Genomic DNA, 14,479 nt, shown 5'->3' with positions numbered 1-14,479 from the left:
AATGGAAAACACTAAGGAAAATTCAACCCAACAAACCCAAACCGCCCCACAAGCACCAAATCACACGAAAAAAGTTCATGCTAAAACTCATGTCCCAGTAGAGGGATATCAAATCGAAGAGCTTCGCGCTATGGATTTAGAAAACCTTGTCGCAATCGCTGATGAGCTAGGTGTGGAAAATTCTCGCGAATTTCGCCGCCAAGAGCTCGTGTTTGAGATACTTCGCATGCAGACAAAACAGGGCGGATTTATTTTATTTACCGGAATTTTAGAGGTTACACCTGAGGGATACGGCTTTTTGCGAGGAATCGACTCAAACCTTAGCGACAGCGCAAATGACGCCTATGTCAGCCTAAGTCAAATTCGCAAATTTGCCCTTCGTGTAGGCGATATCGTTACAGGACAGGTCAGAGAACCAAAAGATCAAGAGAAATATTACGCGCTTTTAAAAATCGAAGCGATTAATTACAAATCAATCCAAGAAGCCAGAGAAAGACCACTTTTTGATAACCTAACTCCGCTTTTTCCGACTGAAAAATTACAGCTCGAATACGATCCAATGAAGCTAACTGGTCGTGTGCTAGACCTTTTTACGCCGATTGGCAAGGGTCAAAGAGCGCTTATCACGGCTCCGCCTCGTACAGGTAAAACCGAGCTTATGAAGGAGCTAGCGAACGGAATTACGAGAAATCACCCAGAGGTCGAGCTTTTGGTGCTTTTGGTAGATGAAAGACCAGAAGAGGTTACTGATATGGAGCGCAGTGTGCGTGGAGAGGTGTTTAGCTCGACTTTCGATCAGCCTGCGTTTAACCATGTGCGCGTGGCTGAGCTCGTGATCGAAAAGGCAAAACGCGCCGTCGAAATTGGCAAAGATGTGGTGATTTTGCTCGATAGCATTACTCGCCTTGCACGCGCTTACAACACCGTAACTCCAGCTAGCGGTAAGGTGCTAAGCGGTGGTGTCGATGCCAACGCGCTTCACAAGCCAAAACGCTTTTTTGGAGCGGCGCGAAATATCGAAAACGGCGGATCGCTTACTATCGTGGCGACTGCGCTAATCGAGACGGGATCTCGTATGGACGATGTGATTTTTGAGGAATTTAAAGGCACTGGAAACAGCGAGATTATCCTAGATAGAAATATCAGCGATCGCCGAATTTACCCAGCGATTAATATCACAAAATCAGGCACGAGAAAAGAAGAGTTGCTCCAAGGTGCGCAAAATTTGCAGAAAATTTGGGCTATTCGCTCTGTGGTTTCTACGATGGACGATGTCGAGGCACTGAAATTTTTATACCCAAAAATCCTAAAAACCAAAAACAACGCAGAACTTTTATCGATTATGAACGAGCAGTAGAAATTTTGCTTTTGCTTCTATGCAAAAGCAAAATTTTTATTTTATCTTCTACAATTTTAATTTATTTCAAAAGTTTTTAGTTTTTTATAGAGTTCGGCATTATGTAGTTCTCTGCAAATGTCTTTATTTTCATTTATATTTTTTGTTTCTATAATGTATTTACTCTATAATGTATTTACTGCCACTTTCCTTCAAAACCATCTGAGCGCAAAATTCTATTTGCTCCTTTGATTTCAAGCCTACACTATATTCTATTGGTTTGCCTACTTCAAGTTTTTGTTTTAATGCTTCATTTTTAAAATGTCTAACCGTGGTCATAGATTGTAAATCCCTAAATTCTCCACGCAAAGAAAAATCATCTCTTATCTGTTTTAGTGCAGTTTCAAACTCTTGCGAGTAAGCAAGTCCAATTGGTGTTGTTTTTACTTCTTGTCTAGTCATCCCAATGCTAAGCATACCTAGTAGCATTGGTGAAGTAGCAAAGGCGATAATGATTAATATCCAAGAAATAATCGCAACTAATTTTGAAGCAACTCCTTTAACCGCCTTAATCGTAGCGATAATCGCACAAACAAGAGCAAGTGGAACAAATAAAATTCCTAAAAAGAAAATTCCTAAAATAGCAAATACGATAGCCAAAATTCCAGCCGCATTGCCACCACTTTGATTGACAACTATGATTTTTTCATCTGCCATAAAAACTCCTTAGAAAAAATAAAGAGTGATTATAGCCCCCCCCCGTTAAAATTTGCTGAATTTAAGCTTAATACATAAATTTTACGCGTAGTACTTGGAATTTGGAAAATTATATTAAATTTTTATGGACGAGTAAAACTCGCCCATAAATTTTTATTTCGCATTTTTTGCTTTATAAATTTGCAAATTTAAAGTGAAATTTCTTATTCAAAAAGTCCATCGACTAGGGTATCGACAAACTCATCTGGGTTAAATTTGATCAAATCGTCCATACTCTCGCCCACGCCGACATACAAAATCGGGATTTCTAGCTCACGCGCAATCCCAAAAAGCGCGCCACCTTTTGGCGTGCCGTCGAGTTTGGTGATGATAATGCCATCAAGCTTGGTGATTTCATTAAAAGCTTTGGCTTGGATTACGCTGTTGTTTCCTTGTGTCGCGTCAAGCACGATGATTTTGCGATGTGGCGCGCCCTCGCAGGCTCTGGCTGAGATACGAACGATTTTTTCTAGCTCGTTTGCTAGGTTTTTTTGGTTTTGAAGCCTGCCGGCTGTATCGATTAGCACGCGATCTAGCCCTTTGGCGACGGCTGAGCTAATGGTATCGTAAGCCACAGCCGCAGGGTCGTGGCCTTGCGCGGTAGCGATGATAGGGACATTTATGATTTGCGACCAGCGTTTTATCTGCTCGACTGCGCCCGCCCTAAATGTATCGCACGCGCCCAAAATCACGCTATTTCCAGCTTTTTTGTATAAATTTGCCAGCTTTGCGACAGAGGTTGTCTTGCCTGCACCATTTACGCCAAGGATTAGCTCGACATAAGGTTTAGCAGGGGTGAAATTTTCGTGTTCATACATAAAATATGTCTTCATTACACGCTTCAAATCGGCCTTTTCGACGAATTCGTTAGGCGGGAGATAAAATATAATTTCCTCGATGATTTCATAATCCACATCGGCTTCTAAAAGCATTTCTTCAAGCACTTCTTTTGAAATTTTGCTTTTGCCGCGGGCCTCCTTCATAGCCTCGATCGTCTTGCTAAGACCTTTTTTAAAAAAATTAAACATTATAAAATTTTCTCCATTTCGAGTGTTAAAATTTCTTCGGGAATCAAGCCGAAATATTGAGCGCTAAACTTGCCTTTTTTGTCATAAACCACCAAATACGGGATTTCTGAAATGCCTCCAAGCGTGCCTGTGAAAAAGTCATTTGCCTCGCCGTAGGCTATTTTAAATTTGGCTTTTACCTTTTTTTCATACTCTTTTAGCTCGTCTAATGAAATCTCATCAGCTATCAAAACAGCCACTACATCGAGCTTATCGCCGTATTTTTCCACGAGTGCATTAAGCGCACTTGCCTGAATCGTGCAGGCATCGCACCACGAAGCAAAAAAGGCAAAAAGCGTGGTTTTGCCACCATTTTCTATGCTAAAACCATTTTTGTTTTTTTGCATATTTAAAATTTGATTATTTGTAAATGTGAGCGAAAACGGCGCAGTGTAATTGGTGCCAATGGTGCTTTCTGTGGGGATATTTTCATTTTCGGCGCTTTGGGTTATCTCTGGCTCGCTATTTGCGCTTTGCTCGTCCTTTTTCTCGCACCCAGCAAGGACGAAAAAACCCATAAGCAGAGCTAGTAAAATTTTAAATTTCATTTGTTGCCTTGTAAATTTTGATGTGGAATTATACTTAAACTTGCTAAAATAGCCGTTAAAATTTAATACAAAGTTAAAATCGTGGAAAAAAATGAATTTAGGAAAATTTGCAAATCTAGGCTTAAATTTCGTGCCAAAATTTCAGCAAAATGCACTTCGTATATCATTTCTAGGCGCATTGCGAATTTAATCCGCGCTCTTGGTGCGCGCAAAATTTTGATTTTTTTGCCACTAAAATACGAGCCCGAAATTTTGTTTTTGAAAAATTTAATGGGTAAAAAATGCGAATTTTATCTTCCGCGTATAACGGATATTAATTTAAAAATGGTAAAATTGCGACTTCCTTTTGTCAAATCGCATTTTGGGTTGCGTGAAACACTGCCCCAAAACGGCTATTTTGGCAAGGTGGATCTAGCGGTTATTCCAGTGGTTGGAGTAGATGGAAGGCTCGCTAGAATAGGACATGGTAAAGGATATTATGATATGTTTTTTTCAGGTCTAAAACACAAACCTGCCGTGGTTTTTGTGAGCTTAGAGGATTGTTTCACAGATGAAATTTTATCTTTGAGCCACGATGTGGTAGGTGATTTTTACATTACTCCGAGCAAAAATTACTTTAAAAGAGGAAAATATGATAGAGATCTTAATCGCCTTGTGCGCTCTTGCGGTGGGCGCTGGCATAGGGTATGGGGTAGCTAGAAAAATCAATAACGCAAATTACGATGTATTGATTGAACAAGCAAAAGCAAAGGCAAAAGCCATAGAATTCGAAGCCGAGGGCGTGCTTAGGGATTCTAAAATTTCAGTTCAAGAGGCTGAATTAGAGGCTAAAAAGAAATACGAGGAAAAGTCAAATCATCTCCAAAAAGATTACAACCAAAAATTCAACGAACTAAACAAAAAAGAACAGGCTCTTTTAACCGAACAAGAGGTGCTTAAAAACAGCAAAGCAGATGTAGAAAATGCGAGAAATGAAGCTAAATTTCTCTACGATGAGGGTGTAAATTTAAAGAAAAATTACGAGGAAAAACTAGCCGAATCACTGAAAGTTTTAGAGCGCGTGGCTGGATTTACGCAAAGTGAGGCAAGAGATGAAATTTTGCGTAAGGTAGAAGAACAATCACGCATAGATATCGCTCATATCGTGCGCAAACACGAGGAAGAGGCGAAAAAAGAGGCTAGAAAAAAGGCAAATTATATCATCGCTCAGGCGACTTCGCGTTTTGCTGGCGAGTTTGCGGCTGAGCGCCTAATAAATGTCGTAAATATCAAAAACGATGAGCTAAAAGGCCGAATTATCGGTAAAGAGGGTCGCAATATCAAAAGCTTAGAAATGACGCTGGGCGTAGATGTCATCATCGATGATACGCCAAATGCGATTATCGTTAGCTCGCACAATCTTTACCGCAGGGCTATCGCTGTGCGCGTAATCGAGCTTTTGATTGAAGATGGCAGAATTCAGCCAGCTAGAATCGAGGATATTTATAAAAGAGTTTGCGATGAGTTTGAATCAAGCATTTTAGAAGAGGGCGAAAATATCGTTATGGATCTAGGCATTGGCAAACTGCACCCAGAAATTTTAAAACTTATTGGAAAGTTAAAATTCCGTGCAAGCTATGGTCAAAACGCCCTTGCGCACTCGCTTGAAGTGGCACATTTAGCAGGAATTATCGCAGCTGAGACAGGTGGCGATCCAAAACTAGCCAAAAGGGCCGGACTTTTGCACGATATCGGCAAGGCTCTTACGCACGAATACGAGGGCTCGCATGTGGATTTGGGCGCAGAGGTTTGTCGCAGATATAAAGAGCACCCAGTCGTGATTAATGCGATTTTCGCTCACCACGGACACGAGGAAGCTACAAGCGTAGAAAGTGCCGCTGTGTGCGCAGCTGACGCATTAAGTGCGGCTAGACCTGGGGCAAGGCGCGAAGTATTGGAGAGTTTCTTAAAAAGGGTTAATGATATAGAAACAATCGCACTTGGTAAAAACGGCGTAAAACAAGCTTATGCAATCAACGCTGGACGCGAAATTCGCGTCATTGCCAATGCAAAATTAATCAATGATGATGAGGCTGTGCTAATCGCAAAAGAGATCGCCGAAGAAATCCAAGACAAGGTGCAATTCCCGGGCGAAATCAAGGTAAATGTCATACGCGAATTGCGCGCGGTCGAAATCGCTAAATAAATTTGACTAAGGATAAAAAATGAAAAAAATCATACTTTCACTTATGCTTTTTGTGGGCGCACTTTTTGGAGAGGACGAGCTTTTGATAAATAGCGCGGGCGCATATTCGTCTGTGATGAAAAGCAACTCTGCGTATAAATATCTAGCTAATGAGGCCGAGGCTGTGCTGATTTTCCCAAGTGTAAAAAAGCTAGGCTTTATCATAGGCGGAATGTATGGCGAGGGCGTCATCGTCTATAAGGGCGGTCAGGTAAGCGCTGTGGATATTTCAAACGCTAGTATCGGGCTACAAATAGGCTATGAGGATAATTATTTGGTAATTTTCGTGATGAGTGAGGCTATGATAAATAAAATGCGAAAATCTCAAATCACCCTCTCAGGCGACGCGACAGCCGTGGTTGGCAATTACAGCGCGGATTCTGGCAGACTTGATATGATAAATAAAGATATGTATGTTTTCACAAGCAAGGGTGGATTTTTCGCTGGTGTTAGCCTAGGCGGCTCTGTCATAGAGACCAAAAATAGCGTGGCTTTCGATACTTCCACACAAGAATACAGGCTTTTAATGCAGGTTTTAGGGCGAAATTTTTAGGCTAGATTAAGCAGGTAAATTTCATGGATTCTATGTTTGAAAACCTCCATACTTGGGGATATTTACTACTTTTTTTATACACTTTGGGCGGTGGATTTATCGCTTTGGTGGCTGCTGGAATTTTAAGCTTTACAGGCGAACTTAATATTTGGGTTTGTATAGCCGTAGCCTGCGTGTCGAATTTCTTGGGCGATACGGGGCTGTTTTGGGTCAGTCGCTACAACAAAAAAGATATCATGCCATACCTAAAAAAACAGCGCCGAAATTTGGCTTTGTCGCAAATTTTATTCAAACGATACGGCGATAGGATAATTTTAATCCAAAAATTCATCTATGGGCTAAAAACTCTCGTGCCAATCGCCATTGGTATCACAAAATACTCGTTTTTGAAATTTAGCATTTTAAACGCGGTTAGTTCGCTTGTGTGGGCACTTATCATCGGACTTTTGAGCTTTTATGCTGGGGATTTCGTCCAAGAAATCTACTCTCATATCAAAGAAAAACCTTATATCGCGCCACTAATCCTCGCTTTGGTTGTAGCAGCGATAATTTGCTATTTTAAATTTGCAACCAAAAAAAGAATCAAAAGTGAGTAAAAAATTTCTAAATTTTGCCCTGATTTTCGGGGTTTTAGCGCTTGCTTTATTTTTATTTTATGGCAAAAATTCTATTTCGCAAAGCGCGCAAGATAATGGCGCGCAAACGCCAGTAAGTGAGCTTTGCATTAGCAAAGAGTGCGTGAGCGAGCATATCAAAGCGCACGGAAAACTGCCTTCAAATTTCATCACTAAAAAGCAGGCAAACACCCTTGGTTGGAGCGGTGGCGATTTGCACGCATACGCGAAGGATAAATCGATCGGTGGCGATAGGTTTGGAAATTACGAGCGCGCGCTTCCTGCTAAAAAGGGCAGAATTTACACAGAGGCTGATATTGATTATAAGGGTGGTGCTAGGGGCAAAAAACGGCTAGTATTTTCAAACGACGGCTTGATTTTTTACACAAAAGACCATTACAAGAGCTTTGAGAGGGTGCAATAATGAAGCAAATCACAATCGACGCAGCCAAAGTAAAAAGCAAAGCCGGGCTTTATAAATTTATCGCCAAACGCCTAAAATTCGAGCCTGATTACATTACAAACCTAGACGCACTTTATGACGCGCTAACCGAGAGAAACGACGCTGAATTTATCATAGAAAACGGCCAAATTTTAAAAGATAAATTTGGCGAATTTTATGAAATTTTGCTAAGTGTTTTTATTGATAGTGGCGTGAAATTTAGCGTCAAAAACAGCTAAATTTTAATCCATTTTACCGTTAATTAACCCAAATTTTTGTAATATTATAAGATTTTTAAAATTTCATTTTAAGGAAAAAATATGGCAACAAAAATTGCAATTAACGGCTTTGGACGCATCGGCAGATGTGCAGCCAGAATCGCGCTAAATCGCGATGATGTAGAGCTAGTGGCTATCAACGATACCGCTAAACGCGACCTTACTAGATACTTGCTTCAATACGACACAGTTCATGGGGAATTTAATAAAAAAGTTGAAATCATAAACGATGATTACATCGCAGTAGATGGCAAAAAAATCAGAGTTTATAGCACCAGAGACGCTAGCGAGCTCGATTTCGCGGGGCTTGGCGCCGAGGTCGTGCTAGAATGCACGGGAGCATTTTTAACCACAGAAAAATGCAAACCATTTTTGGATAACGGCATTAAACTTGTCGTTATGAGCGCCCCTGCTAAGGACGACACCCCGACTTATGTAATCGGCGTAAATCACGAAAGCTACGCAGGCGAGAGCGTGATTTCAAACGCTAGTTGCACCACAAACGGACTTGGCCCTGTGGCTAAAATTTTAGACGATGAGCTAGGTATCGAAAAGGGCTTGATGACTACAATCCACGCTTATACAAACGGCCAAAGCCTAGTCGATGTCAAAAGCCGTGATTTCCGCAGAAGCCGTGCGGCAGCGTGCAATATCATACCGACTACGACAGGTGCAGCCAAGGCGATCAGCCTGATTTTGCCTCATCTTAAAGGCAAAATGCACGGACAAGCTGTGCGCGTGCCAGTAGCAAATGTTTCAATGGTAGATTTGACCGTATCGACCAAAAAAGAGACCACAGCTGACGAGCTAAATGAAATTTTTAGAAAATACGCTAATGGCGCAATGAAGGGAATTTTGGTCGTCGATGATGACAAACGCGTATCAAGCGATTTTTGCACTTCGACATTTTCGACAGCCGTGGCGAGCGATTGCACGCAGGTGATTGGCGGAAATTTAATCAAAGTGCTAAGCTGGTATGATAACGAGTGGGGTTATAGTAACAGATTGGTTGATTTAGCGGTTTTCGCAGCGTCAAAAAGGGGTTAAAATGAGCCAAATTTTAGATATTAAGGATTTGAATTTCACAGACGGCGCGAAAGTTTTTATCAGATGCGATTTTAATGTGCCTATGGACGAGTTTGGCAATATCACAGACGATCGCAGAATCCGCTCATCAATCCCTACGATTCGCTATTGTTTGGATAATGGTGGTTGCGTGATTTTAGCAAGTCACCTTGGCCGTCCAAAAAACGGCTACGAGGAGAAATTTAGCCTTCGTCCTGTGGCAAAAAGACTTGGCAGATTGCTTGATCGCGAGGTCAAATTTGTCGATGATATCGTAGGAGAGCGCGCTAGCAAGGCAGTTAGCGAGCTAAAAAAAGGTGAGCTTTTATTACTAGATAATTTGCGTTTCGAAAAGGGCGAAACCAAAAACGATACTGAATTAGCCAAAAAATTAGCTAGCTACGCTGAATTTTATGTCAATGACGCATTTGGCGTATGCCACAGAGCGCATGCAAGCGTCGAGGCGGTGACGAAGTTTTTCGACAACGAGCACAAAGCGGCTGGATTTTTGCTACAAAAAGAGATTAAATTTGCCGCCGATTTAATCAAACGCCCAGCTCGTCCTTTCGTCGCTGTAACTGGCGGTAGCAAGGTCAGTGGCAAGCTCCAAGCCTTGCATAATCTGCTTCCAAAAGTCGATAAACTCATCATCGGTGGCGGTATGGCTTTTACATTTTTAAAGGCCGTTGGATACGATATCGGAAATTCGCTTTTAGAAGAGGATTTGATCGAAGAGGCCAAAAATATCTTGCGCAAAGGCAAGGAATTAGGCGTTAAAATTTATATCCCAGTCGATACTATCGCAGCCCCTGCTTGCTCGCAAGATTCTGTCATGAAGCGTGTAACGGTTCAAGAAATCCCAGCTGGCTGGATGGGGCTAGATATCGGACCTGCGACTGTGGCGCTTTTCAAAGAGGCACTTGATGATGCGCAAACTATCTGGTGGAACGGCCCTATGGGCGTGTTTGAGATCGATAAATTTGCGCGCGGAAGTATGCGTATATCGCACTTCATCGCCGATAGCGACGCTACGACCGTCGTGGGCGGTGGCGATACAGCCGATGTGGTCGAAAGAGCCGGAAACGCCGATGATATGACATTTATCTCCACAGGTGGTGGGGCTAGCTTGGAGCTAATCGAGGGTAAAGAGCTTCCTGGCGTGAAAGTCCTAACTATCGAGGATAGCGAGCAATGATACTAGCCGCAAATTTAAAATGCAATCACACTAGGGCTAGTTTCGAGCGCTATTGCGAAATTTTAAATGCAAATTTAGGCGATAAAATTTTATCAAAACACGAAATTTTGGTATTTCCGCCAAGTGTGGCTTTAAATTTGGGAAATCACAAATTTATCCAAGGCGCACAAAATTTCTATCCATGCCAAAACGGCAGTTTCACAGGCGAAATCGGCAAGGAAATGCTGGGCGAATTTGGTATAAACTGCGTTTTAATCGGACATAGCGAAAGGCGCGAAATTTTGGGTGAAACAGACGAATTAATCGCGCGAAAATTTGAATTCGCAAAGGCAGAGGGCTACAAAATCATCTTTTGTATCGGCGAAAACGAGGCTGTGTATAAAGAGGCCAAAACCAAGGAATTTCTAAATTCGCAACTAGAAAAAATCGATTTAGATTACCAAAATTTGGTTATCGCTTACGAGCCGATTTGGGCGATTGGCACGGGAAATACAGCCACGAGCGCGATAATTGATGAAATTTTAAGCTTTTTGCGCCATAAAACAAAGGCGCCTTTGCTTTATGGCGGAAGCGTAAATCTCAAAAATATCGCCGAAATTTCGCAAATTCCAAGTTGCAACGGCGTTTTAGTGGGAACGGCTAGTTGGGAAGCAGAAAATTTCATAAATCTAATCAAGGAAGCAAAATGATACTAAAAGGCAAAAAAGGGCTAATCGTCGGCGTTGCAAACAACAAATCTATCGCTTATGGAATTGCGAAAATTTGCCACGAGCAAGGGGCGGAGCTAGCTTTTACATTTTTAAATGACGCTCTTAAAAAGCGCGTCGAGCCGATTGCAGCGGAGCTTGGAAGCGATAAAATTTATGAGCTAGATATCAACAACGACGAGCATTTGGCGAATTTGCGCGCGAGTTTAGAAAAAGATTTTGGCAAATTTGACTTCGTGCTCCACGCTGTGGCGTTTGCCCCACGCGAGGCACTTGATGGAAAATTTATCGACACTACAAAAGAAGCTTTTAATATTGCTATGCAAACCTCGGTTTATTCGCTGATTGCGCTTACAAACGCAGTCGAACCGCTATTAAATGACGGCGGAGCGATTTTGACATTAAGCTATCTTGGTGGCGTGAAATTTGTCCCACATTACAATGTCATGGGCGTAGCAAAAGCAGCGTTAGAGAGCTCAGTTCGCTACCTAGCGCACGATTTGGGTGAGCGTGGAATTCGCGTAAATGCGATTTCAGCGGGTCCGATAAAAACTCTCGCAGCTAGTGGTATCGGTGATTTTCGCCTAATCCTAAAATACAACGAAAAAAATGCGCCACTCAAACGAAATGTGGATATTTTTGAAGTCGGCAAATCTGGCGCGTATTTGCTTAGCGACTTTGCCAGCGCAGTTACAGGCGAGATCCACTATGTCGATTGTGGTTATAACATAATGGGCATGGGCGACATCGCTACCGATGATGAGGGCAACACAATCCTAGCGATTGATAAAAACTAATCCTTTTATCCGCCGTTTTGGCGGATAAACTAGCTTGATTTTATGGAAAATTTATGAATAAAAAACAATCTTATATTTGCGTTTTTGACTGCGAAACTGTGCCTGATACTGCGGCTTTGCTTCGAATTTTAGACAAAGAAATCATTGATGAGTGCTATGATGAATTTGACAAAAAAAAATATGCCAAAATTTTGCTTGCTGGAATTGATGCGAAAATTCAGAGCAAAAACGATAGCGTCTCAAACACTCTGCCTAAAATTTACGGCGATGAGCCGATTTTTAATGATGATAAAAGCAAAATTTTAAACTACAAAAAACTCTCAATCGCGGCAATGGCGTATTTCAAGGAAAAAACAGGAAGCGAGTTTTTGCCCATAAATTTCCACAAAGTCGTAAGTATCAGCGCGGTTTTGGCTGATGAATTTGGCAAATTTGTGCGTGTAAGCACCCTGCAAGCAGACGATGAAAAGGGCAAAATCAAAAAATTTATTGATTTTATCAACTCTCACAATCCGCGCCTTGTAAGCTTCAATGGGCGTGGCTTTGATCTGCCGATGATTATGGTGCGCGCAATGGTGCATAATATCAGCGCCAGCGAGTATTTTTGCACCGATGATAAGCTTGCAAACAAGGATAAATGGACGAATTATCGCTCGCGATATGACGGGGTTTTTCACCTAGATTTACTCGATCATATTTGCGATTTTGGCTCTGTTAGGGGGCTCAAACTCGACTTTTTGTGCGCGTCTTTGGGACTGCCTGGCAAATACGATGTGCATGGCGATCAGGTTTTGGAGCTGTTTTATGACGAAAAGGGCGATAAAATCGACGAATACTGCCAGAGCGACACGCTAAATACATACTGGCTTTTCCTAAAATATGAGCTTTTGCGTGGTAAAATTTTGCTAAATGATTATTTGGATAATCTAAATTTGATGAGCGAGTATCTGCAAAAACACTGCGCCGATATGGGGTATAGCGAGATTTTTTGCGAATTTATCGCGCGCGAGATTGAGAAATTTAAAAATGAATAAATTTGCAAAAACGCTTTTTTGTATTTTTTTATTTTTTGCAAATTTGGCTTTTGGCGATGAATTTCGCCCAATGCTACTGAAAGAATACAAAAAAGGTATGGATATCTCAGGCTGGGTCGTAAGCGAAAAACTCGACGGAATCCGCGCCGTATGGGACGGCAAGACGCTTCGATCACGCAAGGGCAAAATCATAAACGCCCCCGAATCTTGGACAAAAGGATTTCCGGATTTTATGATAGAAGGCGAGCTTTGGAGCAGGCGAGGGGAGTTTGAAAAAATCGCTTCGATTGTGAGCAAAGCCACGCCAGATGAGCGTTGGAGTGAGATTAAATTTTATATTTTTGATTTGCCAAACGAGAGAAAAAATTTGTTTGAAAAGATGAAAATTTTATCAAATTTCATCGAAAAAAACGGCGTGCAAAATTTAGTCGTAATCCCGCAAACTCCGGTTAGTTCGCACGAACAAATCGAAGAAATGCTAAATTTGGTCGTTGATAGTGGCGGTGAGGGGCTGGTGATCCGAAATCCATACGCGCTGTATGAGAGCGGGCGCAGTGCAAATATCCTAAAATACAAAAAAATGCGCGATAGCGAGTGCAAAATCACGCACATAAACCCAGGATATGGCAAAAACAAGGGCAAAATGGGCTCGGTAACTTGCGTGGATATAAAAAGTGGAGTGAAGTTTAAAATAGGGTCTGGTTGGAGCGATGAGTGGCGCGCAAAACCCCCTAAAATAGGCACTATCATCACTTATCAATACCAAAATTTAACAAGTGAAAAAAAGCCTAGATTTCCTACATTTTTGCGCCTTAAACCCGCAATTTAACAAATTAGGGTATAATCAAAAAATTTTTTTAAAAGGAAAATGATATGAAAATTTTAGTTACAGGTGGCGCTGGATACATCGGCTCACATGTTTTAAAGCAACTTTTAGAATCAAATCGCCATGAAATCGTGGTTGTCGATAATCTTTGCAAAGGCTCAATGAAGGCAATCGACGCGCTTAAAAGCGTGGGTGAGTTTGAATTTATCAAAGAAAATTTGGAAAATTTGCCGGTAATCGAGGAAATTTTTAAAAAAGGAAAATTTGACGCGATTATCCATTTCGCAGCATTTATCGAGGTTGCCGAGAGTGTGAAAAACCCGATAAAATACTATCTAAACAACACTGCAAACGCGATAAATTTAATTGCGCTTTGCCAAAAATACGGCGTGAAAAACTTCATTTTCAGCTCCACAGCGGCGACTTATGGCGAGCCAGAAAACGGCAAAGTAACCGAGGAAAGCCCGCAAGCTCCGATAAATCCGTATGGCAAAAGCAAGCTTATGGTCGAGTGGATACTAAAAGATACAGCCACTGCGAACAAGGATTTTAAATTTGGAATTTTGCGCTATTTCAATGTCGCGGGCGCGTCAAGCGACGGACTAATCGGTCAAAACTATCCAAACGCCACTCACTTAATCAAAATTGCAACCCAAACAATCACTGGCAAACGCGATAAAATGTATATTTTCGGCGATGATTACGACACCAAAGACGGCACTTGTATCAGGGACTATATCCATGTCGAGGATCTCGCGAGTGCGCATTTAGCGGTGCTAGAATACTTGCAAACCAACGATAGCAATGTCTTTAATGTGGGCTATGGCACTGGATTTAGCGTCAAAGAGGTCATCAGCGAGGCTAAAAAGGTAAGTGGAGTGGATTTTGCGGTTGAAATCGCGCCACGCCGCGAGGGCGATCCAGCTTGTCTAATCTCAAATGCTTCAAAAATTCGCTTCCAAACAACATGGGTTCCATGCCACGAGGATTTAGATGAGATAATCCAAAGTGCGCTAAATTGGGAAAAGAAGATTTAA

Annotated in this window: 17 protein-coding genes; 14 read left to right on the top strand and 3 right to left on the bottom strand. The window is 41.7% G+C overall.

The window, feature by feature from the left end; all coding sequences use genetic code 11:
- Position 1: 1 nt before the first annotated feature.
- Positions 2–1,357, top strand: coding sequence for a transcription termination factor Rho (gene rho, locus OFN67_RS02765; RefSeq protein WP_270859359.1), 1,356 nt, complete (start codon positions 2–4; stop codon positions 1,355–1,357).
- A 159-nt stretch (positions 1,358–1,516) separates the two neighbouring features.
- Here the strand turns inward: rho and OFN67_RS02760 are convergent, their stop codons facing one another.
- From OFN67_RS02760 to OFN67_RS02750, 3 genes are all read right to left on the bottom strand, one after another.
- On the bottom strand, positions 1,517–2,053 hold the full coding sequence (locus tag OFN67_RS02760) for a hypothetical protein (protein ID WP_270873953.1): 537 nt from the start codon (positions 2,051–2,053) through the stop codon (positions 1,517–1,519).
- A 203-nt stretch (positions 2,054–2,256) separates the two neighbouring features.
- Positions 2,257–3,120, bottom strand: coding sequence for a signal recognition particle-docking protein FtsY (gene ftsY, locus OFN67_RS02755; protein WP_270868081.1), 864 nt, complete (start codon positions 3,118–3,120; stop codon positions 2,257–2,259).
- Positions 3,120–3,707 (bottom strand): TlpA family protein disulfide reductase, encoded by a 588-nt coding sequence (locus OFN67_RS02750; RefSeq protein WP_270873952.1) that lies wholly within the window; start codon positions 3,705–3,707, stop codon positions 3,120–3,122. The genes ftsY and OFN67_RS02750 overlap by 1 nt, the downstream gene beginning before the upstream one ends.
- A gap of 81 nt (positions 3,708–3,788) precedes the next feature.
- Between OFN67_RS02750 and OFN67_RS02745 the strand changes: the two genes are divergently transcribed.
- From OFN67_RS02745 to galE, 13 genes are all read left to right on the top strand, one after another.
- Positions 3,789–4,406, top strand: coding sequence for a 5-formyltetrahydrofolate cyclo-ligase (locus OFN67_RS02745; protein ID WP_270873951.1), 618 nt, complete (start codon positions 3,789–3,791; stop codon positions 4,404–4,406).
- Positions 4,339–5,892: a ribonuclease Y gene (gene rny, locus OFN67_RS02740; protein WP_270859364.1), complete on the top strand. Its 1,554-nt coding sequence runs from the start codon at positions 4,339–4,341 to the stop codon at positions 5,890–5,892. Before OFN67_RS02745 ends, rny begins: the two co-directional genes overlap by 68 nt.
- 19 nt (positions 5,893–5,911) lie before the next feature.
- Entirely contained in the window at positions 5,912–6,484 is a 573-nt protein-coding gene (locus OFN67_RS02735) for a lipid-binding SYLF domain-containing protein (protein WP_270873950.1), read from the top strand.
- A 23-nt stretch (positions 6,485–6,507) separates the two neighbouring features.
- Entirely contained in the window at positions 6,508–7,080 is a 573-nt protein-coding gene (locus tag OFN67_RS02730; RefSeq protein WP_270859366.1) for a DedA family protein, read from the top strand.
- Positions 7,073–7,522: a ribonuclease domain-containing protein gene (locus OFN67_RS02725; protein ID WP_270868078.1), complete on the top strand. Its 450-nt coding sequence runs from the start codon at positions 7,073–7,075 to the stop codon at positions 7,520–7,522. Before OFN67_RS02730 ends, OFN67_RS02725 begins: the two co-directional genes overlap by 8 nt.
- The gene (locus OFN67_RS02720) at positions 7,522–7,779 is read left to right on the top strand and encodes a barstar family protein (RefSeq protein WP_270861939.1); all 258 of its coding nucleotides are present in this window, start codon (positions 7,522–7,524) and stop codon (positions 7,777–7,779) included. Before OFN67_RS02725 ends, OFN67_RS02720 begins: the two co-directional genes overlap by 1 nt.
- Positions 7,780–7,860: 81 nt before the next feature.
- Entirely contained in the window at positions 7,861–8,865 is a 1,005-nt protein-coding gene (gene gap, locus OFN67_RS02715; RefSeq protein ID WP_270859369.1) for a type I glyceraldehyde-3-phosphate dehydrogenase, read from the top strand.
- Position 8,866: 1 nt separating this feature from the next.
- Positions 8,867–10,078, top strand: a complete 1,212-nt coding sequence (locus tag OFN67_RS02710) for a phosphoglycerate kinase (protein WP_270864601.1) — start codon at positions 8,867–8,869, stop codon at positions 10,076–10,078.
- Positions 10,075–10,767, top strand: coding sequence for a triose-phosphate isomerase (locus OFN67_RS02705; protein ID WP_270868077.1), 693 nt, complete (start codon positions 10,075–10,077; stop codon positions 10,765–10,767). Before OFN67_RS02710 ends, OFN67_RS02705 begins: the two co-directional genes overlap by 4 nt.
- Positions 10,764–11,582 carry an enoyl-ACP reductase FabI gene (fabI, locus tag OFN67_RS02700; RefSeq protein WP_270859372.1) on the top strand — a complete coding sequence of 273 codons (819 nt, stop codon included), beginning with the start codon at positions 10,764–10,766 and terminating at the stop codon, positions 11,580–11,582. The genes OFN67_RS02705 and fabI overlap by 4 nt, the downstream gene beginning before the upstream one ends.
- 53 nt (positions 11,583–11,635) lie before the next feature.
- Positions 11,636–12,616: a 3'-5' exonuclease gene (locus OFN67_RS02695; RefSeq protein ID WP_270868076.1), complete on the top strand. Its 981-nt coding sequence runs from the start codon at positions 11,636–11,638 to the stop codon at positions 12,614–12,616.
- On the top strand, positions 12,609–13,445 hold the full coding sequence (locus OFN67_RS02690; RefSeq protein ID WP_270868075.1) for a DNA ligase: 837 nt from the start codon (positions 12,609–12,611) through the stop codon (positions 13,443–13,445). The genes OFN67_RS02695 and OFN67_RS02690 overlap by 8 nt, the downstream gene beginning before the upstream one ends.
- Positions 13,446–13,489: 44 nt before the next feature.
- Positions 13,490–14,479: a UDP-glucose 4-epimerase GalE gene (gene galE / locus OFN67_RS02685; protein WP_270868074.1), complete on the top strand. Its 990-nt coding sequence runs from the start codon at positions 13,490–13,492 to the stop codon at positions 14,477–14,479.

The sequence above is a fragment of the Campylobacter sp. JMF_11 EL3 genome (assembly GCF_027736965.1).
Lineage (GTDB): Bacteria > Campylobacterota > Campylobacteria > Campylobacterales > Campylobacteraceae > Campylobacter_B.
The sequence above is the reverse complement of the archived record's forward strand: the minus strand, read 5'-3'. Positions and strand labels throughout refer to the sequence as shown.

Bases quoted from the DNA above. Each gene is read 5' to 3' on its own strand.
- rho (WP_270859359.1), top strand. From the start codon at position 2: ATGGAAAACACTAAGGAAAATTCAACCCAACAAACCCAAACCGCCCCA.
- OFN67_RS02760 (WP_270873953.1), bottom strand. From the start codon at position 2,053: ATGGCAGATGAAAAAATCATAGTTGTCAATCAAAGTGGTGGCAATGCG.
- ftsY (WP_270868081.1), bottom strand. From the start codon at position 3,120: ATGTTTAATTTTTTTAAAAAAGGTCTTAGCAAGACGATCGAGGCTATG.
- OFN67_RS02750 (WP_270873952.1), bottom strand. From the start codon at position 3,707: ATGAAATTTAAAATTTTACTAGCTCTGCTTATGGGTTTTTTCGTCCTT.
- rny (WP_270859364.1), top strand. From the start codon at position 4,339: ATGATAGAGATCTTAATCGCCTTGTGCGCTCTTGCGGTGGGCGCTGGC.
- OFN67_RS02735 (WP_270873950.1), top strand. From the start codon at position 5,912: ATGAAAAAAATCATACTTTCACTTATGCTTTTTGTGGGCGCACTTTTT.
- OFN67_RS02730 (WP_270859366.1), top strand. From the start codon at position 6,508: ATGGATTCTATGTTTGAAAACCTCCATACTTGGGGATATTTACTACTT.
- OFN67_RS02720 (WP_270861939.1), top strand. From the start codon at position 7,522: ATGAAGCAAATCACAATCGACGCAGCCAAAGTAAAAAGCAAAGCCGGG.
- gap (WP_270859369.1), top strand. From the start codon at position 7,861: ATGGCAACAAAAATTGCAATTAACGGCTTTGGACGCATCGGCAGATGT.
- OFN67_RS02710 (WP_270864601.1), top strand. From the start codon at position 8,867: ATGAGCCAAATTTTAGATATTAAGGATTTGAATTTCACAGACGGCGCG.
- OFN67_RS02705 (WP_270868077.1), top strand. From the start codon at position 10,075: ATGATACTAGCCGCAAATTTAAAATGCAATCACACTAGGGCTAGTTTC.
- fabI (WP_270859372.1), top strand. From the start codon at position 10,764: ATGATACTAAAAGGCAAAAAAGGGCTAATCGTCGGCGTTGCAAACAAC.
- OFN67_RS02695 (WP_270868076.1), top strand. From the start codon at position 11,636: ATGAATAAAAAACAATCTTATATTTGCGTTTTTGACTGCGAAACTGTG.
- OFN67_RS02690 (WP_270868075.1), top strand. From the start codon at position 12,609: ATGAATAAATTTGCAAAAACGCTTTTTTGTATTTTTTTATTTTTTGCA.
- galE (WP_270868074.1), top strand. From the start codon at position 13,490: ATGAAAATTTTAGTTACAGGTGGCGCTGGATACATCGGCTCACATGTT.